Raw genomic sequence first — 21,350 nt, 5'->3', positions numbered from 1 at the left:
CGAACCACCCGCCAGCGCAAATCCTCGCTCATCGCTCGTGTCATCCATGACCTCCCGGCTCAATGATGACACCCTAAGAATCACACTTCGCGGCCCAAGTGAATCCCTTCGCGACTCTAAGATCGATGAAAATGCTCTAGGCCGCTTCTGCCAGCTTGAAGGTGGCCGTCAGATCGATCTGGTCAACCGCATCGCTGGCGACCTTGCCGAGTTCCACCAGATGGATGACGTGAGCCAGTACAGAGTGCGCGGCGGCCGGGTGCAGGCGTTTGTCGACATCGACATACATCACCTCGACCATTTCGCGGATCGTCGTGTGACCCTCGGCAAGACAGGCGAGGATCTGGTCCTCGCGCGCCAGGCGATGGTCGATATAGGCCTGGACAAAGTCGCGCGGGTTTTCGACAGCCGGGCCGTGGGTCGGCCACAGGCGCACGAAATCGCGGTCCCGGACACGCTCAAGCTGGGCCAGATAATCACCCATATGCCCGTCGGGCGGGCTGATCACGCTCGTCGACCAGGCCATTACATGGTCACCGGAAAACAGCGTGTTTTCCTCGTGCAGGGCGTAACAGACATGGTTTGAGGTATGGCCGGGCGTGTGCAGCGCCTCCAGCGTCCAGCCCTTGCCGTGGAAGACTTGTTCGTCCCGGATCTGGATATCGGGCTGAAAGCCGACATCATCACCGGCTTCAAGCCGAACCTCGCCGCCCACCGGCGCGCTCTGCTGCGGGCCGAAGCCATAGACTTTGGCGCCATGGCGCCTGGCCAGGGGATGAGCCAGCGGCGAATGGTCGAGATGGTGATGGGTGACGAAGACGTGGCTGACGGTCTCACCCGCGAGGGCAGCGTCCAGCGCGGCGATGTGGTCCGGATCGATCGGGCCGGGATCAATGACGGCGACCGAGCCATGCCCGATGATGTAGACACCGGTACCCGTGAAGGTGAAAGGGCCAGGATTGGGCGCGACAACGCGCCGGATCAGGGGCGAGAGCGTATCGCAACGCCCGTACTCGAAATCGAAATCGCGGACAAAAGGAATAGAACTCATGGTGTGTGCTTGGTCGGTTCCGGCTTGGGGTGGCCGAGGAATTCCAGGAAAGCTGCGGCCAGCCGCTTGGTGACTTTGATCTTGTCATCCAACTGCATCGCGACCGGTGGACCCATATCAGTTTTGTTCACATCCACGACATAAAGGCGCCCGTCGTCGCGATTGCGGAGCACGTCGAGACCACCCCAGTCCAGGCCCATGGCCCGCGTGAAGGCGGCCAGCTGGGCCTCTTCCTCGGCAGAGAAGACATCATCGGTTTCCGCGCACTCGATCTCGTCATTGGAGTTCGAGAAGCGGGAGTCGATCTTGCGGCGTTTGCGGATGACCAGCGGGATATGTCCGTCCATTGTGGGGCAGCGCAAGTCTTCCACCATTCCGCCCGGCACGGTGTTGTCGATCACCCGCTGATAGACGCGGCCGGCTCGCGGTGCCGAGACCGGCCCGTGAACGATACGACCATCATGGGCGCCATTGAGTTCGGACTTCTCGACCATTGGGCCGGCCCAGCTGGTCGGATCGACGGCCAGCGAATACCCGAAGGACTGCTCGAAGACGGCGGCGACATGGCTTTTCTCGATGCTCTGGCAGTCACGATTGATCACGCGCGCATCGGGGGGAACATTGCAGGGGCGGCAGGTGGTCGAGTCATCAAACACGAAAACCGCGTCGGCCTCGCCCGGATGGGCAGCGATGCGGGCGCCGGCGGCGTGCAGCACCGACCAGATCAGATACCAGGGACGCGGGCGGTCGGGCGCAAACCAGATCTTTGGCCCATCCTGGGACGCAGATTTGATCCGCCAGCCTTCAACCACGAAATAAAAGGGAAACCAGGACAGGACTTCGCCAATCAGTCCCAGTTTGAGAGGAAGACGGGCACCCGTCTTCTTGACGGTAACAATACCGTCCTGGAACTCGAAATCTCGCCACCACAGCGCACTGTGCATGGATTGGCCTTTCTACGTCGAAACTGCGCGCATCCTAGGCATTCGCCGGACACTTGCAATTCACTCCGGGTCACGGACGGCGCGGTTTTTGCGTAATCAGGACAAAAGCCGTGATCACGGGAGGGGAATGTGAACGCCGGTCGATTTCTAGGCAAGCGCATCTTGCGGCTGGGCTGGCTCGTGCTCGCACTGATGATGGCGCAGATTTTTATCAGTACGGCGACACCTGAGCCTACACGGTCGCGGACGGCCCCGCTGCCACCGCCGCTTGCTCAGGATGCTGCATTACAGCAACAGAGCCTTCATTGACATCAGCCGCCTCGCATTGAAACTGCGCGAACCTTGGACTGAGCCGAACCTTCATGCTTGGATTTGTACTCAGGCGCTTCAGTGTCGCCATCCCGACCATCCTGGTGATCATTACGGTCGCCTTTTTCATGATGCGAGTCGCCCCGGGCGGACCGTTCGATCTCGAACGTCCGATGCCGGAAGAGACGCGTCAGGTGATCCTGGCCAGCTATGGCCTCGATAAGCCTCTGATCTTTCAGTATTTCGACTATATGGGGAACCTCTTCCAGGGGGATCTCGGACCGTCGTTGAAACTGCGCGACAAGAATGTCGCCGAGATCATTGCCGAGGGTTTCCCGGTCTCCGCGACCATCGGACTCTTCTCCATGCTGCTGGCCATCGGCCTGGGCTCATTGCTCGGTTCGATTGCGGCCCTGCGACAGAATTCCGGCACCGACTTTTCGGTGATGACTTTTGCCATGGTCGGGATATCCATCCCGCCCTTTGTGATGGGCCCCATCTTGGCGCTGGTCTTCGGTCTCTATCTGGGACTGGTACCGACCGGCGGCCTTGATCCGCGCTATGGCATGACGCCCGACCGGCTCATCTTGCCGGTGATCACGCTGGCCCTGCCGCAGATCGCCATCATTGCCCGCCTGATGCGCGCCTCGATGATCGAAGTGGTGCGCTCGAATTACATCCGCACCGCCCGGGCCAAGGGCCTGTCGGCGCCGGCGGTGATCATTCGCCACGCACTGCGCTCGGCCATCCTGCCGCTGGTCTCCTATCTCGGACCGGCCTCGGCGGCGGTGATTTCCGGCTCTCTGGTGATCGAGCGCGTCTTCCAGCTGCCGGGTATCGGCAAGCATTTCGTCGATGCCGCCCTGCAGCGCGACTACACCGTGGTGATGGGCGTGGTCATCGTCTATGCGACGCTGATCATCGTCCTCAACCTGTTGGCCGACCTTCTCTACGGCGTTCTCAATCCGAAGGTGAAGTACGAGTCATGACGATGCTTACCACGCCGCAGGAAAAGGCCGAGCTGCTCGAAAAAGCTGCGGTCCAGGGCCGTTCGCTCTGGGACGATGCGCGCGCCCGCCTGATGCGCAATCGCGCCGCGGTCGCCTCGATGATTATCCTGGGTCTGCTGGTTTTCCTGGCCACGATCGGTCAGCTTCTCTGGGTGCATGATTACGACACGATCTATCGCGACCGCGTCTGGATCTCGCCGACCCTGGACAACTGGCACCTCCTGGGCACGGACGCGCAGGGCCGCGACATGGTCGCGCGTGTCCTGGTCGGGCTGCGCGTGTCACTCATGGTCGGTGTCGTGGCCACCTTCGTCTCCCTCGTTATCGGGGTGACGTGGGGCGCGACGGCCGGTTTCATCGGCGGCAAGGTCGATCAGGCCATGATGCGCTTTGTTGATATCCTCTATTCGCTGCCTTTCATCTTCTTCGTGATCATCCTGATGGTGACCTTCGGGCGCAATATCGTCCTGATCTTCGTCGCCATCGGCGCGGTCGAATGGCTGACCATGGCCCGTATCGTTCGCGGCCAGACGATCGCCCTGAAAGGCATGGAATTTGTCGAAGCCGCCCACGCGGCCGGCGTGTCGCGGACAAAGATCATCCAGCGCCACATCATTCCCAACGTGCTGGGCCCGGTGGTGGTCTATGTCACGCTGATGATCCCGGTCGTCATCCTGGCGGAAAGCTTCCTGTCCTTCCTCGGCCTGGGTGTGCAGGAACCGCTGACCTCGCTCGGCCGTCTGATCTCGGCCGGTGCCCAGGACATGGAACCGGCGCCCTGGACGCTGATCGGACCCGCTGTGACCATGATGGTGACGCTGTTCTGCCTCAACTTCATCGGCGACGGCCTGCGCGACGCGATCGATCCGAAGGATCGGTGATCGGTCGGACAGCGTCAGAATGAACAAGGGCCGCCGGACAAGCTCCGGCGGCCCTTTTGTTTGGCGGGGCTGACAGGGGGGGTATGGATCAGGCCGCGCTGGAGCGCGTTCCCGTGCTATTGTCATCCCGGCCGAATGGCCTGCGTATGCAGGCCGTAGAGCCGGGACCTATAAGCGCCGATATCGGCCGCACCGGGCTTGTGGGTCCCGGCTCTGCGCTGAAAAAATGGTGACAGGTACCTATTAATCCCAACTGCGACCTGGGCGCCGCGCGCGGGGCGATCCATAGAGCGCTTGTCAGCCAGCAGGCCGTATCCGTTTCTTCAGGTCAAGGGCCGCAACGCGGCCGCTTCGCGGTTCCACCCTTGACCTGAAGAAACGGATACGGCGGACTCTCGGCAAGCGGTTTATGGTGGGGTTTGCGCCGGGGGCGCGGACGTCGAGGGGTCGGAATTGTGTCTGTCCCGTTTTTCTTTGTCCGACAAGGGATATCAAAGGGCCCTTACGATCTCTTGTCATCCCCGCGGGATGTCCGGCGAAGGCCGGACGCAGGGCGGGGACCCATGTGGTCGCCACCAGCTAGGTCCCTGACTTTCGCCCCGCCTGCGCGGGGCGTCCATCAGGGATGACAATCATTGGGTAGGCACACAAACAAAAAAGGCCGCCGGATCAGCTCCGGCGGCCTTGTTTGTGTGGTGTCCGGCGGTCGGGGTCAGCGCTGGCGTTCGACGCGGATGGCGCGGCCTGAGCCGTTGACGCGCAGGAGATAGCTGGTCATGGCGGCGCGGCGGATCTCGGCCGTGTGTCCTTCGCCGCGCGGCATGCGCACGCGGGTCGTGTCGGTCTGGCGCCAGACCTGACCATTGGTCATGTAGAAGACCGTCGTGTTGTAGCCGACCGTACGGGTGCGCTCGATCTCCATCTCGACGCGGAAAACATCGCCATCATGATCGCGCTCGAGAATGGCGACCGTGGTTTCCGAGGTCCCGGCATTCCCCGCAGCGGCGCTCGCCGATGCGGCGGGGGCCGGAGCCGGGGCCGAAGCGGGGGCCGGGGCCGGTGCCGGAGCCGAAGCTGGAGCCGGTGCGGGAGCCGTGCTCATTGCCGGAACCGGGGCCGTCGCATCAGCTGTTGCCGCCGGGGCCTGATCGGTCATGTCGACCGTATTGGACGCGCCTTCCAGGGCGTCGTGCTGGCGGTCTGCGGCGGCGAGCGCGAGGCGCGGCAGGCGCAGGCGCGGCAGGGACGGCATCGAGAAGCCGAAGCTGTCGCCCTCCACTGCGGCGACATCACTGCGCGTGACGGTCATCAACTCACCGCTCTGACGATCACCGGCCAGGCGCTCTGCAGCCGAGTCGAAACAGGCGAGGCGGGCGGCCGTTTCGGTAATGCCACGGCAGGCGAGAATACCGTCCACGGCGTCGTCATCCTGTCGGGCGAAGGCGCTGGCCGGCAGGGCCGTGGTAAGAAGGAGCGCGGCGATCACCGCATGGCGTGAGACTGTCATGAGACCCTCGATTGATTACTCGACACGTTCGGCCCGGAAACGGCGTCCACCATTGTCCAGGCGCATGAAATGGGAGCCCAGGGCCCCGTTTGAGATGGTCACCGTATAGTCGCTGTGGGCGCGTGACCGCGACAGCTGGACATAGGTATTGTCGGTCTGGCGCCAGACCTGGCCATTGGCCAGCCGGATAATCTTCTCGCCCGACCGGTTCTCGGAAATCTCGACCACGGCGAGACCCTCAATGCTTTCGATCTGGCCGTCATCATCGCGATTGATCACACGCTGCGGCGAAGCCTCGGTGGCCTCCAGCTCGGCCAGCTCGGCATCCTCTCCCCCGCCGGGCAGGGACAGGCCGGGAAGCCGCAATTGAGGAATGGAGAGTCCGTAGGTGGCTTCCTCGGCCGCTTCGATCTGCTCGCGGTCGACGGCGACAATCTCCCCGCTTTCGGTCTCGCTGCGCAGCGCATCGACGGCTGCATCCAGGCAGGCCAGCCGGGCGCTGTCATCGGCGATGTCACGACAGGTGAAGAGCGGGTCCAGCGGCGAGTCGCCCGACTGCGCGAGGGCAGGGGCGGCGATCAGGCAGGCTGGCAGAAGAATCAGTAATCGCGCGTTCATGGTCACTCGTGTAAATCTCGTTGCTTGTTCGACTATGCGCGACCGGTCGGCCAGTGTCGACCGGCCGATGATGTTCAGCTAGAACATCGACATCTGACTCGTCGTGCTGCTTCGGAGGGGAGACCGAAACCGTGATCCGCACAAAGATTTTCAACACCATCCTCGTGACGGCCTCAGCGCTGGCCCTGGCCAGTTGCGGAGGCAATGACGCCGCAGACAGTGATGCGGTCGTCCTGCATCGCGGCAATAATGCGGAGCCGCTTTCGCTGGATCCGCACAAGGCCTCCGGCACCTGGGAGAACAATATCATCGGGGACATGTTCCTCGGTCTGTTCACCGATGATCCGGACGGCGCGCCGATTCCGGGCATGGCTGAAAGCTGGGAAGTCTCCGAGGACGGTCTGACCTGGACCTTCACCCTGCGTGAGGCGATCTGGTCCGATGGCGAGCCGGTCACCGCCGGTGACTTTGTCTTCGCCTGGCGTCGTATCGCCACGCCGACAACCGGGGCCCAATATGTCTCGCTCCTCTACCCGATCGCGGGCATTGAGGAAGCGTCGACCGGTGCCGCCGAGCCAAGCTCGATCGGGGTCCGCGCCATTGATGACCGCACGCTGGAAGTCCAGTTGGTCAATCCGGCGCCCTATCTGCCGGGTCTCCTGACCCACTACACCACTTTCCCGCTGCCGCAGCATGTGGTCGAGGTTTATGGCGATGAGTGGGTGCGTCCGGGCAATATGGTGTCCAACGGCGCCTATACGCTGGAAGACTGGCGCACCAATAATTACGTCCATCTCATTCGCAACGCGAATTTCTACGACAATTCCAACGTTTGCGTGGATGACGTCTATTTCTATCCGACGGTCGACAATTCGGCTGCCGGACGCCGGGTCCGCAATGGCGAACTCGATCTGAACATGGAATTCCCGGGCCAGCAGATGGAATTCCTGCGCCGTGAAATCCCGGACTATGTCCGCGTGAACCCCTTCATGGGCACGATCTACTTCTCCGTGAACACGACGATGGACCAGTTCGACAATGCCGACGTCCGCAACGCGCTGGGCATGGCGATCGACCGTAATTTCATCGCCGAGGAAATCCTGCGGGCCGGTCAGCAGCCGGCTTATTCGATGATCCCGCCGGGTGTGGCCAATTATCCCGGTGGTGTTGAAGCCGAATGGGCCGATACGCCGGTCGAAGAGCGTCGCGAAATGGCGCGCGCCCTTCTGGAAGGTGCCGGCTATGGTCCGGACAATCCGTTCCGTTTCGAATACACCTACCGCGCCACCGGCGATAACCCGCGCATCGCGCCGGTTGTCCAGAATGACTGGTCGGCGATCGCCGAATGGGTCCAGCCGGAGCTGATCGTCAACGACACGCAGATCCATTACGACAATCTGCGGGCCTCCGATTTCCAGGTCGCCGATGGCGGCTGGATCGCGGATTACAACGATCCCTACAATTTCCTCTTCCTGGGTGAGTATCGCTCGGTTCCGATGAATTATGCGCGCTACAACAATCCGGACTTCGACAGCCTGGTCACCGACGCCAATCGCGAGCTCAACCTCGAACTGCGCGGCGAGATGATGGCCGAGGCCGAGCAGATGATGATCGATGACATGCCGATCATCCCGATCGTTTTCTACGTCAACAAGAACCTCGTGAACCCGCGGGTTACTGGCTGGGAAGACAATCTGACCAATATCCACCGCACGCGTTATCTGTGCTTTGCGGACCTGGAAGCGGCCAGCGCCACAGCCGAATAGGTCTGTCGCGCTTGTCAGAAGAGGCCCTGCCGACCTAGCTTGTGTTCGCACAACGCCAGGGGGCAGGGCTTTTTCATGACCGGTAGTGACCCAATCAGTGATGCGGTGGTGGCCGGAAGCGCCGCCGGCGAGCTTGGCGACGCGATCAATGCCTCCAAGCGCAAGAAGCGTGACCGCTATTCGGTCTTCGAGGCGCCGACACCGGCCGGCGTCTGTTCCAATTGCTCGACCAAGCTGTCCGGCCCTGTCTGTCACAGTTGCGGACAGACCGCGGACACCTATCACCGGCCGATCTGGGATTTGCTGACCGATATCCTCGATGGCCTGTTCGGTCTCGAGGGCCGTCTGTGGCGGACCATCCCGCCGCTCATGCTCAAGCCCGGCAAGATCACCCAGAATTATCTCAGCGGCGTCCGCGCCCGCTATGTCATGCCCTTCCGCCTCTATCTGACGGCGAGCGTGCTTTTCTTCCTGTTCATTTTTGCGCTCGACGGGATTGGCGGCGGCTCCGACACGTCGGATGTCATGGATCCGGAAGGGGTGGCCGCCATCGAGGCCGATCTGACCGATATGGAAGCGCAGTTGGCGGCCGCCGGGGTGCCGGAGGAGCAGCGCGCGAATATCCAGCGGATGGCGGAGGCCGGCATTGAGCAGGCCCAGCTCCCGCCTGACCTTCCGCCGGAGGTTCAAGCCCTGCAGGAGCAGGCCAATCGGGACGAGGTCAAGCTGAGTTTCCGGCGGGCGCTCCTGCCGGAGGATTATCCGGCTGAAAATGCCGAAGCAGCGGTCGGGGAAGACGGGCCGATCGCGGTCGGGGATGGTGTCACGGTCGACACCAACGGGCTGGAAGAACTGCCACTGGAAGTCCGGCGGGCGCTGGTCGACCGGACGGATCGCATCATCGATAGCGGCGGCGCGACCCTGGCCGCCGAGATGCAACGCTGGGCGCCGACCATGATGTTTTTCATGCTGCCGCTCTATGCGTTCTTGCTGGCCGGCATGCATTTCTACAAGAAGGGCTATTTCTTCTACGATCACCTGGTGGTGTCGCTGCACTTCCACGCCTTCATGTTCTTTTTGATCACCGGCCTGTCACTGGCCGCGAACATCATCCCCGGCTGGATCGCGGTCTTTGCCGGTCTGGGCTGGTCGAACTGGTATCTCTACCGCCTCCATCGCACGGTCTATTCGCACGGGCGTTTCACATCGCTCCTGCGCGTGGTGATCCTGGATTTTGTCTATTCCATCCTGCTCAGCTTCGGCATGCTCGGCCTGTTTATCGTGGCGGTGATGATGTCCTGAGCAATCGGGGCATGCCTGCCCCTCATGCGCAGACAAAAAAAGGGCCCGCCTGAGCGGGCCCTTTTCTGTTTCACGTCGATCAATGATCAGTGCGGCATGGGCGCATTCGAGCGCATCTGGATACCGCGTTGATCAGCCGCCGCGCGGGCCTCGAGGGCAGCGCGGACTTCCGGCAGCTCCATCAGGGCATTCAGGCGGGCGGCCGTCTGGGCCGTGTCGGCCGAGACGCCGAACATCTCCTGGAAGGCCTCGAAGGGCGAACGCTGGGCCGGGAAGCGGCGCAGGCGGATCGCCTGGTCGGGATCGATGCCGGCGAACTGGCGCGCCGCGTCAACCGCCTCGCGCAAGCCGCCAATCTCGTCGACCAGACCCAGATCCAGCGCCTGGGCGCCGGTCCAGACGCGGCCACGGGCAATCTCCAGCACGCGTTCCAGCGGCAGGTCGCGGCCATCGGCCACGCGCTGGGTGAAGTCGTCATAGATGTCGGACATCTGGGCGCGATAGGCCGCGCGCTGGGTCTCACTCCACTCTTCAGACGCAGAGAAAGCGGTGGCGTATTCGCCGCCGACCGAGACCGTCTCGGCATTCAGGCCGACCATGTCGAACGTGCCGTCCAGCACGATCTTGCCGCCCAGAACCCCGATCGAGCCGGTCAGCGTGGTCTCGTGGGCCAGCACATAATCGGCCGGCGCGGCCAGGTAGTAGCCACCGGAGGCCGCCACCGAGGCCATGGAGACGATGACCGGCTTGCCGGCCTCGCGGGCCCGGTTCACCGCATGCCAGACCTGGTCGGAGGCAATGGCGGAGCCGCCGGGCGAATCGACCCGGATGACAATGGCGCGAACCGACGGATCATTCGCTGCGGCGAGAATATTCTCGGACATGAAGTCGCCGCCGATCTGCTCCTCACCGCCAAAGGCGCCGACAGGGCCATCGCCGGTGACGATGGCGCCCTGGCCTTCGATCAGGGCGATGACCGGGCCATTATTCCAAGCGGGCGTGGCTTGTTGGGCATAGCGCTCAATGTCGATGAAACTGCCCTGGCCGCCAACCCGGGCGAGGGTCGCTTCGCGCGCCTCGATGACATGACCCAGGCGGTCGATCAGGCCGAGCGTCTCGGCCTCTTCTGCCGTATGCGGGGCGTCTTCGAAAACGCTGCGCAGCGTCTCTTCGCTGACATTCCGGTCGCTGGCGATCCGGGCCACGGCGGTGTCGTAGATTGAGCCCATATAGGACAGGGTTGCTTCACGATGCGCCTCGGTGAAGCCGGTCTGGGTGTAGGTGTTGGCGGCGTTCTTGTATTCGTGGAACTGCTCGAATTGCGGCACCGCGCCGAAGCGTTCGAACAGGCCGCCCAGGAAAGTGACCTCGGAGGCGAGACCGGCGGGGGTGAAGCTTGCCGTGTCCTGCAACCAGATCTGGTCGGACCCGGAAACCGCGAAATACCCGGTCACGCTGGTGCCTTCAAAACCCTGGGCATGCGCGACGACGAATTTGCCGGCATTGCGGAATTCGGCGATGGCACCGCGCAATTCCTCGGCCACGCCCGGCGACATCCCGAACTCATTGGCACGGATGAAGATACCGGCAACGCGGTTATCGCTTTCGGCCTGTTCCAGCGTGCGGACGACGTCGACCACGGAGAGCGGTTCGGCGAACCCGAAGGGCGAGCGCGACGGGCTGTCCAGCCGGCCATCACGCAGGTCGAGCTCCAGCACCATCGCGGTCTGGGGCAGGGCGGTCTCGGTGCGGGCACCTTCGACGGCCATGCCGATCAGGCCACCGATCAGGAAGATGCCCAGTATGACGGTCAGGACGGAGCCGACGATAACGCCGACAATCGACCCGAAGAAAGTAATCCAGAACTGTTTCATAAGAGCCCTTTCGCCCCGCGCTTTCATGATCTGTGGCAGGCCCTGCAAGATGCAGTCCTGTTTTGCCCATTATGTAGGGTCTCATGGCGATTGGGTCGAGGGATGCGCAGTCGAACTGTCCCGCGCGCCGCGCAGCGGGCCGCCGGCGTGATGATGGCCAGGGGCCGGCACCAGGTGATGGGATGTCATTGAGGCGGGAAAGTGAATGGTCGGAGTAGCAAGATTCGAACTTGCGACCCCCGCCTCCCGAAGACGGTGCTCTACCAGGCTGAGCTATACTCCGAACCGAGGCGCGGCTTATAGCCAACTCTTTTCCGGCGCGCAACGCGGCAAAGGCAGCGTTTGATGGTCTCGAGCAGTGCGGTGTCGGAGCGGCCGGGATTGGCGCGTGGAACTGCAAATTCTGTCATTTGTACTGAGACCAACCGCATTGGGCCGTTGCATCCCTCCCGGCGGTTATGTAATTACGCCGAACCGTCGTCACTGACGGCCACGGTTGGGGCGTCGCCAAGTGGTAAGGCACCGGTTTTTGGTATCGGCATTCCCAGGTTCGAATCCTGGCGCCCCAGCCATTTTTTTTCATCATCACTGACCCGGAATCATGAGTTCAGGGCCGTTTTCGCCTCGCTGAGGCTGACAGGCCTGGCCTGACGCGTGTGTGCCGGCTTGTGCCTGATGTCCGAGTCGGCCATGTCGACGCGCTTTCTGACGCGCTTATCACCGAATTGTGAGTGTGAAGGGCGAGGCCTGGATTTTTGCGACCATCGGGTTTGCGCACGCAACTTTATGCGGTTGTCGATGCTATCCTTACGCGAACTGCAGTGCGCGGGTGATCCTGAGAGGCGAATCTCGCCTTATTGTGCGCAGTTCGAGCCGCATTCCGGCCACAAAGATGTATTGATCGTAGTGTAACGCAGGTGTTAGCGTTCCTGCGATTTTCAAGCGGCGCGCCTGCGCCTACGAGACGATGGGACAACCATCGCGGACCGAGTGAACTGCAGTTGCGGTAACCACTCATGCAGACTTGGGACGCTAAGACGCTGTATCGGCGGCTTGGTTAGGCCGCTTGAACCAAGGGTAGGGGGCCAGGCCAGCAGGTTGTTGCTGGCTCAGCATCGAAGTTTTTTTGGGGCGGGGAGTCTTTCGAGGCAAACCCGCATTGACCATTGTGAGGCGAGAAATGGTGAACTTGAAGAATTTGGTTCGCGCGTCGCTTATGGCGACAGTGGCGGCGGGCGCCTTTGGGGGGGCCGCCGTAGCGCAGCTGAACCAAACGCTCGAAGTCGCGCGGGGTGATACGCAGAACGGGGCTCAGACCCAGTCGCGCATCGAGCAGCTGGATGACCAGCGGACCGACATTGAACTGGAATTTCGCGCGCTGCTCGAGCAGATCGAGTCGCAGCGCCTCTTTGTCGAGCAGCAGCAGGTCTTCCTCCGTTCGCAGGAGAACGAGATTGCCTCGCTCGAGCAGCAGATCGGCCGCGTTGACAATATCGAGCGCGACCTCGCGCCGATGATGCGCGAAATGGTTGTGCTCCTCGAGGAGTTCGTGGCGCTCGACCTGCCCTTCCGCCTTGAAGGCGAAGCTGGCCGTCTGGCCCGCATCGAACGTCTTTACGAGCTGATCGACGATCCGAGCATCTCTCCGGCTGAACGCTATCGCGTCATCCTCAATGCTTACGACATCGAGGCCTCCTACGGTCGCGGCGTTGTCTCCTACGACGAAGAAGTCCTCGAAGAGGGCATTCCGGTTCAGGTGACCGTGCTGCAAATCGGCCGTGTTGCCATGATCCGGAAATATCCCGACAGCAGCATGACGATCCTCCACAACGGATCGAGCGACTGGGAAGCCCTTCCGGGTAGCTACGAAGCCAATGTGACCCGCGCCATCCGCATCGCTCAGGAAGTGACGACGCCAGAAGTCTTCCTGGCCCCGCTGCCTGGCCCGACGGTCGCTCAGTAACGGCTTGGAACGGAGAGTTAAGCTATGAAAACCACAATGAAGATGCTCGCCGCCGCCGTTTCACTTGGCGTGGCCCTTACCGCCGGTGTCGCGGCTCAGACCGAGCCGGCCGGTTCCCTGAACGAACTCCTCAATCGCGTGCGGTCCGACGCCCGCGAAGCCAGCGCTGAAAATGCCGCTCGCCTGCGTGAGTTCCAGCAATCGACCAACCAGCAGCAGGCCCAGCTCAACACGGCCCGCAACGAACTGGCTGCTCTCGAGCGTCAGGCGACAAACCTGTCGGCCGAGTTCGAAGCCAACCAGGTCCGTATTGACGAACTCGATGCCGAGCTTCGCCAGCGCCAGGGTGCGTTCGGTGAGCTGTTCGGTGCCGCCCGTCAGGCGGCTGGCGAATTCGCCGCCATCGTCAACCAGTCGCTGATCTCGGCCCAGTTCCCGGGTCGCGCTGACGCTCTGGAAACCCTGTCCAACAGCCGGACCCTGCCGACCCGTGCGGAACTCGATTTCATTCCGCGCCGTGTCATCGAAGAGATGATCCAGCAGCAGCAGGTCGTCACCTTCAATGGCCGGGTTACCGGCATTGGCGACGGTTCCGCGGTTCCGATCACCCGCGTCGGCCCGTTCCTGGCTTTCACCAATTACAACAATAACCAGCGTTTCGCCCTCTGGGGTGAGAGTGAAAACACGGGCGCCTACAGCCTGACCGATATGAGCGTGCAACCGCCGGGCAATATGGTCGGTGCCGCCTCGACGCTGTTCAATGCGAATCCGGGCGAAGTCGTGATGGGTGTTGTTGACCCGTCCCGTGGCCCGCTCCTGGACATCTACAAGGACGTCCCGGACCTCGAAGAGCGTATCGAACAAGGTGGTGCAGTTGGCCGGGTCATCATTGGCCTGCTCTTCATCTCCGCCATCTTCGGTATCTTCCGCATGGTCTCCCTGCTGATGACGCAGGCGGCTGTCTCCGGCCAGAAGCGCAAGTCTTCCGGTTCCAAGGGCAACCCGCTGGGTCGTGTCATGATGGCTTACGAAGCGGCCAAGGACAAAGACGTCGAGACGATGGAACTCAAGCTGGATGAAGCCATCCTGCAGGAGACTCCGAAGCTCGAATTCGGTCTCAACTTCCTGAAGCTGGCGGCCGGTATTGCACCGCTGCTGGGTCTTCTGGGTACCGTCACCGGTATGATCAAGACCTTCACCCAGATCACCCTGTTCGGTACGGGTGACCCGCGCATCATGGCTGGTGGTATCTCCGAAGCCCTGATGACCACGGTTCTGGGTCTGGTTGCGGCCATCCCGCTTCTGTTCATCCACAGCTTCGCGCAAAGCTTCGCGCGCGGCGTTCAGCAGGTGCTCGAAGAGCAGGCGGCCGGCATGATTGCTCGCCACGCTGAAGAACGCGCACAAGGCTAACCGGAGGAAGCGTTATGGATTTCCAGGCCGTACAAACCGGCCTTCAGGAGTTCCTCGAGCGCGGGGGCCCCGTCCTGGTTGTCATCATGGCAACAACTTTTGTGATGTGGGCCTTTATCCTCGAGCGCTTCGCCTACTTCTACATGGCGCATGACGCCATGGCGAAGTCGGCGAAGAGGGAGTGGAATGCGCGGGCAGACCGGAATAGCTGGTATGCCCACGCCATCCGCGACCAACTCATCTCGGAGGTCAAATCGCGTTGCGATCAGAATGTCGAGCTGGTGAAAACCCTCGTCGCTGTCGCGCCGCTCTTCGGACTGTTGGGAACAGTGACCGGCATGGTCTCGGTTTTCGACGTCATGGCAATCTCGGGTTCGTCCGATGCCCAGGCCATGTCGGCCGGTGTCTCGCGGGCCACGATTCCCACCATGGCTGGCATGGTTGCGTCCCTTTCGGGTCTCATCTTCGCCACCCAGATCGAACTCCTCGCCAAGCGTCGCGTGTCGAAGCTGGCGGACGAGCTCGAGATCGGTGAAGGAGCCGTGTCATGAGACGTCGCCAGCAACACAAGGACGATCAGGCCGAAGTGAACATGACGCCGATGCTCGACATCGTGTTCATTCTCCTGATCTTCTTCATCGTCACTGCCACCTTCCTGTCGGAAGAAGGCATCGACATGCGTCCGCCACCCGATAACGACTCGGAGACGCCGCCTGATGCAGCGCCGCCGATCGTCATCCAGGTTGATGATGACAATGAGATCTTCGTCAACCAGGTCCGGACCGATGTGGACCGCGTGCTTTCAGCTGTGAACCGCTTCCGGGCGGAGGAGCCGAATTCCGCAGTTCTTCTTGAGGTCTACGACGAAGCCGAGCACGGCATCATCGTTCAGATCTGGGATGAAATGGGTGCCAATGGCGTGCCGGTTTCAATCCAGCGTCAGACCGACGAATCGGGGAGGTAGACATGGCGAGACGTGCAAGCCGCGTGAATACCGATGAGGAAGACGTCGAGCTGAACATGACGCCCATGCTGGACGTCGTCTTCATCCTCCTGATCTTCTTCATCGTGACCTCCGTCTTCATCAAGGAGCCGGGTGTGGACACTGTCCGTCCCGACGCCGTGACCGAAGATGACGAGAACCCCTCCATGCTCGTGGCCGTGACGGCCGAGAACGAGGTTTGGGTCAATCGTCGGGTCTATGAGATGAACGAACTCCGCGGGATCATCGAGCAGTTGCTGCAAGAGAATCCCAAGGGTCGTGCCATGATCCAGGGTGATGAAGGTGCCAATATCGGTCTGATCCTCGACGTCCAGGAGCTCCTGTCGGAGATGGATGTCGAAGTGAAGATTTCGACGTTGCAGTAGCGAGAGGAAAGAAAATGGGTAATTTCATTCGTCTCGTTATCGGCGTTCCGGTTGCGGCGATCATCACAGTCTTTCTCTTCGTGCTTATGCAGCGCCTGATCTCGGTTGACGAGGTCATCCAGGAAGACAGTGTCGAGGATCGTCAGTTCTCGATTAATGATGAAGTGGCAGAGGTGGAAGCCCGTCGCCGCGACACCACGATCGATGACGTGCAACAGGTCGACCCGCCGCCCCCGCCGCCTCAGATCGAGCGGCAGCGTGCGGAGCAGCCGTCCGAAGGTCTCGCCACCGTCATGGGTGCGATTCCGGACTTCGAGGCCCCGCGCCTGGACTCCAACAATGTGAACTTCTCGGTCTCTGACCGCGATGCTCAGCCATTGGTCCGGATCCAGCCGCAATATCCGCTTCGCGCCCAGGAACGTGGGATCGAAGGGAGTTGTTGGGTTCGTTTCGACGTGACGCCGGACGGTACGCCGACCAATATCGACATCTTCCGGTGTGACAGCTCATTCTTTGAGCGTGCGTCAATCCGGGCCGTCGAGCGCTGGCGCTATAACCCGAAGGTCGAAAACGGTGTTCCCGTCTCCCGTACGGGTGTGGAAACGCGCTTCGACTTCGTGTTCGGCGACGACTGATCCGTGTGATCCGTGTGCGGCGGGCCTCCGGTCCGCCGCGCCACACCGGCCGGACGGGATACAGACAGGATCACCAGGATCCGTATCCCGCGAGTTTTTGAAAAGCCGACCCGGGGAGTTGGGTTGGTATGAAGGAGCCATCGATGACCCGTTTTTACGGTTTCGATACCAAGGGCCTCATGCGCGGCGTCGCATCCCTTGCCCTCGCCGTGTCCATGGCCGGGGTAATGATGTCGGACGCCGACGCGCAGCGCCGTCGCAACAATAATGACGAGGCTGAGTCCGAGCAGAACCAGGCGGAGCGGGTTTTCTCCGCTGCGATTGGTCAGATCGTTCTGGAAGCCCAGACACAGCAGGCCGCCGACCTGTTCGCTGATTCGATTGTCACGCTGAACCGCGCGCTCGGCAATGCCGCCATCAACCCGTATGAGCGCTCCATTGCGCTGCAGATGCGGGGGCGGTCCTACTATGAGACCGACCAGGTCATGTCGGCGATCCGCGACTGGGAAGCCGCGATTGAATCCGGCGGCATGCTGCCGAACGAGACGACCGATCTGCGCATCAATATCGGCCAGCTCTATATCGCCGAGGGTGATTATGCCCGGGGTATTTCGGCGCTGGAACAGGCCGTGGCCCAGGCCGGTGAGGACGTCCTCAATGTCCGCGTCATAAAGATGCTGGCCCAGGCCTATGCCCAGGCCGAGCGCTATCGGGAAGGTCTGCCCTGGGCGGAACGTTTCTGGGCGGAACATCCGCGTGCCGATCGCGTGCGCGGCGACTATTCGCTGATGCTGTTCTACTACCAGCAGCTCGAGCGCGTTCCGGACCAGTTCCGTATCATTGAAGAAATGGTGCAGCGCTGGCCGACCGAGAAGAATAACTGGCGCTCCTACGCCTCTCTCCTGGCCCAGACCGGCCGCGAGCAGGATGCGTTTGAAGCCAACAAGATCATGTATATCAACGGCATGTTCACCGAGAGCCGTGAGATCGTGGCGCTGGCCCAGTATTATTCCTACTATGAGTATCCCTATCGCGGTGCTGTTGTGCTTGAGCGCGAGCTCAATGCCGGCGTCGTCGAGCGGACCCGCAACAACCTCAATCTCCTGGCCAATATGTGGCGTCAGGCGCGTGAGTGGGAGCGGGCCATTCCGGTCCTGCGTCAGCTGGCTCAGCTGACCGGTGACGGGGATGATTATCTCAAACTGGCCGAAGCCCTGTGGCAGCGTCGTGAACTCGATGATGCCGAAGATGCCTTCACCGAAGCGCTGAACCGGGGCGGTCTTGATCGTCCGGGTGATGCGTGGACGCTGCTGGGCAATGTGCGGGCCGAGCTCGGTCGCGAGGAATCGGCGATCGCTGCCTTCCGTGAAGGTGCGCGTTATCCGTATTCGAGGTCGACCGCGAATGGCTGGGCGACCTTCATCACCAACCGTCAGCGGGCTGCCCGTGAGCGGGTCGAGATCCGCGAGCGCGTCCGCCAGGACGAGTGCCGTTTCTCGGTCGGTGACCTGATGGAAACAGCCATCCTTCTGGGTGATGTCGATGAGAATGGCCGCATCATCGTCGATGTGCCGGATCGCTGTGACGACCTGTACAACCAGTATGGCGAAGAGCGCAGTTCGGTTGCCGAGGCTGATGCCGCGGATGACGCGTCTGACGCCGGCTGATTGCCGCCTTCGACCGACCAATGATCAACGCCCCGGCTGGTTCAGCCGGGGCGTTTTTCTTTGTGGGCCGGCAAAGCGCCACCCGCACCGGTCGGGCTTGCCCCAAAGACAACCGCAAATCGCCACAATCCCGCCGCCTTGGCCGCCGAAGCTTTCATGACATGACGGTAATGCCGGGCTGGGGAGTTCGCGTCATGCGTTGGGGAGACGATCATGGACAGGATTACGCAACCGGCGCCTGGCGCCGGTCATCGCCTTGTGGCCATCGCCGCGCTGGCGCTCGGCCTCGCGCTGATTGCCGGTTTGACCACCGCTGCGCCCGCGGGGGCGATGCAGGACCGGGACGGGGCCGAGCAGACAATCTCGCCGGCGCTCGGGGAAGGATTGCTGGAATTGCTGGAGATGGAAGAAAGCGGGGCCTGGCTCGAGGTCGAGGCCGGTTATACGCGCCTGATCGAAGAGCGTGCCTTGACGCCCTATGAGCGCGCCGTCCTGCTGCGCCAGCGCGGGCGCGCCCGCTATGAGCTGGAACGGCTCGACGCTGCGATCAGCGATTGGCGCTCGGTCATCGCGCTCGCCGTCCTGCCGGACGAGGATGCCAATGCGCTGCGGATCAATACCGGACAATTACTGATGGCGGCCGAGGATTTTCGCGCCGGTATCAATCTCATCGAAGCCGCTATTGATCGCGGAACACCGCTGACGGTCGATCTTGCTGTGCGCCTGGCCCAGGCCCATGGCCGGCTCGACGATCACACCGGCGGTCTGCCCTATGCCCGCGCGGCCTTCACCATGGCCGAATCCGGGGGCGGCGCCTCACGCAATCAGTTTTCGCTCCTGCTCTATTTCTACCAGCAGCTCGAGCGGACGCCCGAACAGCTGGGCCTGATGGAGCAGATGGTGACGCGCTGGCCGGCAGAGAAAGCAAACTGGACCAGCTATGCCTCCCTGCTGGCGCAGGTCGGCCGCGAGACTGACGCGTTCGAGGTAAACCGGATCATGTATCTGAACGGCATGCTCAATTCGAGCCAGGAGCTGGTCCGGCTGGCGCAATACTATTCCTATTACGATTATCCCTATGGCGGCGCCGTCATGCTCGAGCGCGAGATCAATGCCGGCCGGGTCGAGGCAGAGACCGCCAATATGCAATTACTGGCCAATCTCTGGCGTCATGCCCGCGAATGGGAGCGGGCGCTGCCCGTTCTGGAGCGGGTCGCCACCACATCCGGGGCCGGGCCTGATTACGAGACCTACGGCGAGGCGCTCTTCCAGGCCGGCAATTTCCGCGAAGCCGAGGCCGTCTTCGTCCAGGCCATCAATCGCGGCGGCCTGTCGCGACCTGGTGACACCTGGACCTATCTCGGCAATGTCCGCGTGGAGATGGACGCGTTCAATGCGGCGGAACAGGCTTTCCTGCGCGCCCTGGACTGGGAGTATTCCCGCGCCGGTGCCCAGGGTTGGCTGCAATTCATCAGCTCGAAACGGCGGATCATCCGGCAGGGCGCTGCGCTTGAGCGCACAATCACCATTGAAAGCTGTGAACTCGCCATTCAACGCGCCCGTCTCCAGGTGGTCGTGTCCGAGGACGAGTATGACAGCGAGGGGCTGCGCGTGCTCGATCTGCCGGAGATGTGCGAGCCCTGGTTCGACACCTATGGCCACCGTCGGCCAGAGTCCGACCGGATCTGACAACGGACAAGACGACCGGGCGCCCGCACAACTCCCCGCAATCGCCCCAATTGACCGCGATTGCGCCCCGCTTTGGCCCCGCCCCGTGGCGAGGCTGATCGTGCGGCCCGACCTCGTGTTGTGAGGCGGGTCGCACCGGCCAACCCGGCGCCGGCGAACGGTGCCGGGCCCCTGGCCGGATATCGGGGCATACCTCTGTGAGGCCATGCAGAACTCGCCCGTGGGGAGGCTTGTTCAATGACAGCCATAGTCCAGAATTTACGTACACCGATCGTGCTGCCGGTCGCGGCAGCGATCACCGTCGGTCTTTTCCTGATGATGAGGCAGATGATTGATGTGCCCTTCGTGGCACCGGAGGTGGTGGCGGAAGCGCCGCCCGTGGAGATCCGCTTTGATGTCGTGGAAATTGAAGCGGATCGCAGCCGGCGACCGGAATTCGTGCCCGTTGCGGTTCCGCCGCCAGCGCCGGTACCGGACACGCCGCGATCGGCAGCGCCGGAGAATTTCGACGGCGTTGACAACTATCGGCTACCGCCGGTGGACACCGCCGAAATTTCCACAAGAGGGGGGCTGGTTTCGCCGGACAGCTCGCCGGTACCGATTGTCCGCATCCAGCCGGTCTTCCCGGCCCGTGAAGCCGCGCGCGGCAATTCGGGGAGCTGCACGGTGATGTTCGATATCACGCCGCAGGGCACGACCACCAATATCCGCCCGATCGCTTGTGACAGCCGGGCCTTCGAGCAGGCCACGCTGAATGCGGTCAGCCGCTGGCGCTACAACCCGCAGGTCCAGGACGGCGAACCCATCCTCTTCCGCGGCGCCACAACGCGGCTCGACTACCAACTCAACGGCTAGGGGCCGGCCTGTTGCAGAGGCGCACCCTTGTCATCCCGGATGGACGCCCCGCGCAGGCGGGGCGCAAGTCCGGGACCTAGGTGTTCGACCACATAGGTCCCCGCCCTGCAGCCCGCCTGCGCGGGCTATCCGGCGGGGATGACAAACTTTTGGCTTACACTTTCGTGGTCTCCCACGCCCGCATCTCGTCCGGCACAATATCCTTGGGGTCGACTCCGCCCATTTCCCAATAAAGGTCGCGCCAATTCGGATTGCCCGTCTCGATAAGGTTGATCTTCCAAGCCCGGCGCCACCGCTTGATGCGCTTTTCGCGGGTGATGGCATTGTTCACCAGTTCATGGCTCTCGAACCAGACAAGTTGATCGACGCCGTAGCGGGCTGTGAAACCGCCGGCCGTTCGGACCTTGTGGGCGTAGACCCGGGCCATTAGTTCACGCGTCACACCGCAATAGAGTGTGCCATGCTTGTGCGATGCGAGCAGGTATACGTGAAACATGA

Annotated in this window: 19 protein-coding genes and 2 tRNA genes; 14 read left to right on the top strand and 7 right to left on the bottom strand. The window is 62.2% G+C overall.

Features of this window, described 5'->3' with window-relative positions; translation table 11 throughout:
* Window positions 1–136 precede the first annotated feature (136 nt).
* Both QZ266_RS15220 and QZ266_RS15215 read right to left on the bottom strand, forming a co-directional pair.
* On the bottom strand, window positions 137–1,051 hold the full coding sequence (locus tag QZ266_RS15220) for an MBL fold metallo-hydrolase (RefSeq protein ID WP_295696666.1): 915 nt from the start codon (window positions 1,049–1,051) through the stop codon (window positions 137–139).
* Window positions 1,048–1,995, bottom strand: a complete 948-nt coding sequence (locus QZ266_RS15215) for a hypothetical protein (protein ID WP_295696663.1) — start codon at window positions 1,993–1,995, stop codon at window positions 1,048–1,050. Before QZ266_RS15215 ends, QZ266_RS15220 begins: the two co-directional genes overlap by 4 nt.
* A 362-nt stretch (window positions 1,996–2,357) precedes the next feature.
* Between QZ266_RS15215 and QZ266_RS15210 the strand changes: the two genes are divergently transcribed.
* Together QZ266_RS15210 and QZ266_RS15205 are read left to right on the top strand one after the other, a co-directional pair.
* Window positions 2,358–3,293 (top strand): ABC transporter permease, encoded by a 936-nt coding sequence (locus QZ266_RS15210; RefSeq protein WP_295696661.1) that lies wholly within the window; start codon window positions 2,358–2,360, stop codon window positions 3,291–3,293.
* Complete coding sequence (locus tag QZ266_RS15205; protein WP_295696659.1) at window positions 3,290–4,195, top strand: ABC transporter permease subunit; 906 nt, start codon at window positions 3,290–3,292, stop codon at window positions 4,193–4,195. Before QZ266_RS15210 ends, QZ266_RS15205 begins: the two co-directional genes overlap by 4 nt.
* A gap of 712 nt (window positions 4,196–4,907) precedes the next feature.
* Here the strand turns inward: QZ266_RS15205 and QZ266_RS15200 are convergent.
* Entirely contained in the window at window positions 4,908–5,702 is a 795-nt protein-coding gene (locus tag QZ266_RS15200; protein WP_295696657.1) for a hypothetical protein, read from the bottom strand.
* Between the two features lie 15 nt (window positions 5,703–5,717).
* A complete protein-coding gene (locus QZ266_RS15195; RefSeq protein WP_295696654.1) occupies window positions 5,718–6,320 on the bottom strand; it encodes a hypothetical protein in 603 nt (200 codons plus the stop codon).
* Window positions 6,321–6,451: 131 nt separating this feature from the next.
* Between QZ266_RS15195 and QZ266_RS15190 the strand changes: the two genes are divergently transcribed.
* Together QZ266_RS15190 and QZ266_RS15185 are read left to right on the top strand one after the other, a co-directional pair.
* Window positions 6,452–8,086, top strand: a complete 1,635-nt coding sequence (locus tag QZ266_RS15190; RefSeq protein WP_295696653.1) for a peptide ABC transporter substrate-binding protein — start codon at window positions 6,452–6,454, stop codon at window positions 8,084–8,086.
* Window positions 8,087–8,161: 75 nt separating this feature from the next.
* Window positions 8,162–9,388, top strand: a complete 1,227-nt coding sequence (locus QZ266_RS15185) for a DUF3667 domain-containing protein (RefSeq protein ID WP_295696651.1) — start codon at window positions 8,162–8,164, stop codon at window positions 9,386–9,388.
* Between the two features lie 86 nt (window positions 9,389–9,474).
* Here the strand turns inward: QZ266_RS15185 and sppA are convergent, their stop codons facing one another.
* Window positions 9,475–11,262 carry a signal peptide peptidase SppA gene (gene sppA / locus QZ266_RS15180; protein WP_295696648.1) on the bottom strand — a complete coding sequence of 596 codons (1,788 nt, stop codon included), beginning with the start codon at window positions 11,260–11,262 and terminating at the stop codon, window positions 9,475–9,477.
* 206 nt (window positions 11,263–11,468) lie between these two features.
* Window positions 11,469–11,545 (bottom strand) — tRNA-Pro (locus tag QZ266_RS15175).
* A 214-nt stretch (window positions 11,546–11,759) separates the two neighbouring features.
* On the opposite strand from QZ266_RS15175, the gene QZ266_RS15170 reads away from it, so the two are divergent.
* From QZ266_RS15170 to QZ266_RS15125, 10 genes are all read left to right on the top strand, one after another.
* Window positions 11,760–11,834, top strand: a tRNA-Gln gene (locus tag QZ266_RS15170).
* A gap of 608 nt (window positions 11,835–12,442) precedes the next feature.
* A complete protein-coding gene (locus QZ266_RS15165; protein WP_295696645.1) occupies window positions 12,443–13,225 on the top strand; it encodes a DUF3450 domain-containing protein in 783 nt (260 codons plus the stop codon).
* A gap of 24 nt (window positions 13,226–13,249) precedes the next feature.
* A complete protein-coding gene (locus QZ266_RS15160; RefSeq protein ID WP_295696642.1) occupies window positions 13,250–14,638 on the top strand; it encodes a MotA/TolQ/ExbB proton channel family protein in 1,389 nt (462 codons plus the stop codon).
* Between the two features lie 14 nt (window positions 14,639–14,652).
* Window positions 14,653–15,189: a MotA/TolQ/ExbB proton channel family protein gene (locus tag QZ266_RS15155; RefSeq protein WP_366523972.1), complete on the top strand. Its 537-nt coding sequence runs from the start codon at window positions 14,653–14,655 to the stop codon at window positions 15,187–15,189.
* A complete protein-coding gene (locus QZ266_RS15150; RefSeq protein WP_295696637.1) occupies window positions 15,186–15,602 on the top strand; it encodes a biopolymer transporter ExbD in 417 nt (138 codons plus the stop codon). The genes QZ266_RS15155 and QZ266_RS15150 overlap by 4 nt, the downstream gene beginning before the upstream one ends.
* Before the next feature lie 2 nt (window positions 15,603–15,604).
* Window positions 15,605–16,006 carry a biopolymer transporter ExbD gene (locus tag QZ266_RS15145; protein WP_295696635.1) on the top strand — a complete coding sequence of 134 codons (402 nt, stop codon included), beginning with the start codon at window positions 15,605–15,607 and terminating at the stop codon, window positions 16,004–16,006.
* A 14-nt stretch (window positions 16,007–16,020) separates the two neighbouring features.
* Window positions 16,021–16,641, top strand: a complete 621-nt coding sequence (locus QZ266_RS15140) for an energy transducer TonB (RefSeq protein ID WP_295696633.1) — start codon at window positions 16,021–16,023, stop codon at window positions 16,639–16,641.
* A gap of 143 nt (window positions 16,642–16,784) precedes the next feature.
* Window positions 16,785–18,308: a tetratricopeptide repeat protein gene (locus QZ266_RS15135; protein WP_295696631.1), complete on the top strand. Its 1,524-nt coding sequence runs from the start codon at window positions 16,785–16,787 to the stop codon at window positions 18,306–18,308.
* 213 nt (window positions 18,309–18,521) lie between these two features.
* Complete coding sequence (locus QZ266_RS15130) at window positions 18,522–19,997, top strand: hypothetical protein (RefSeq protein WP_295696629.1); 1,476 nt, start codon at window positions 18,522–18,524, stop codon at window positions 19,995–19,997.
* Between the two features lie 237 nt (window positions 19,998–20,234).
* Entirely contained in the window at window positions 20,235–20,852 is a 618-nt protein-coding gene (locus QZ266_RS15125) for an energy transducer TonB (RefSeq protein WP_295696627.1), read from the top strand.
* Window positions 20,853–21,006: 154 nt separating this feature from the next.
* Here the strand turns inward: QZ266_RS15125 and QZ266_RS15120 are convergent.
* Window positions 21,007–21,350: GIY-YIG nuclease family protein (locus QZ266_RS15120; RefSeq protein WP_295696625.1), on the bottom strand; the 344-nt coding region annotated here is incomplete at its 5' end.

It is taken from the genome of uncultured Maricaulis sp. (assembly GCF_905480005.1).
Classification (GTDB): domain Bacteria; phylum Pseudomonadota; class Alphaproteobacteria; order Caulobacterales; family Maricaulaceae; genus Maricaulis.
Note: the sequence above shows the minus strand (reverse complement) of the source record. Positions and strands in the feature narration are given on the sequence as shown.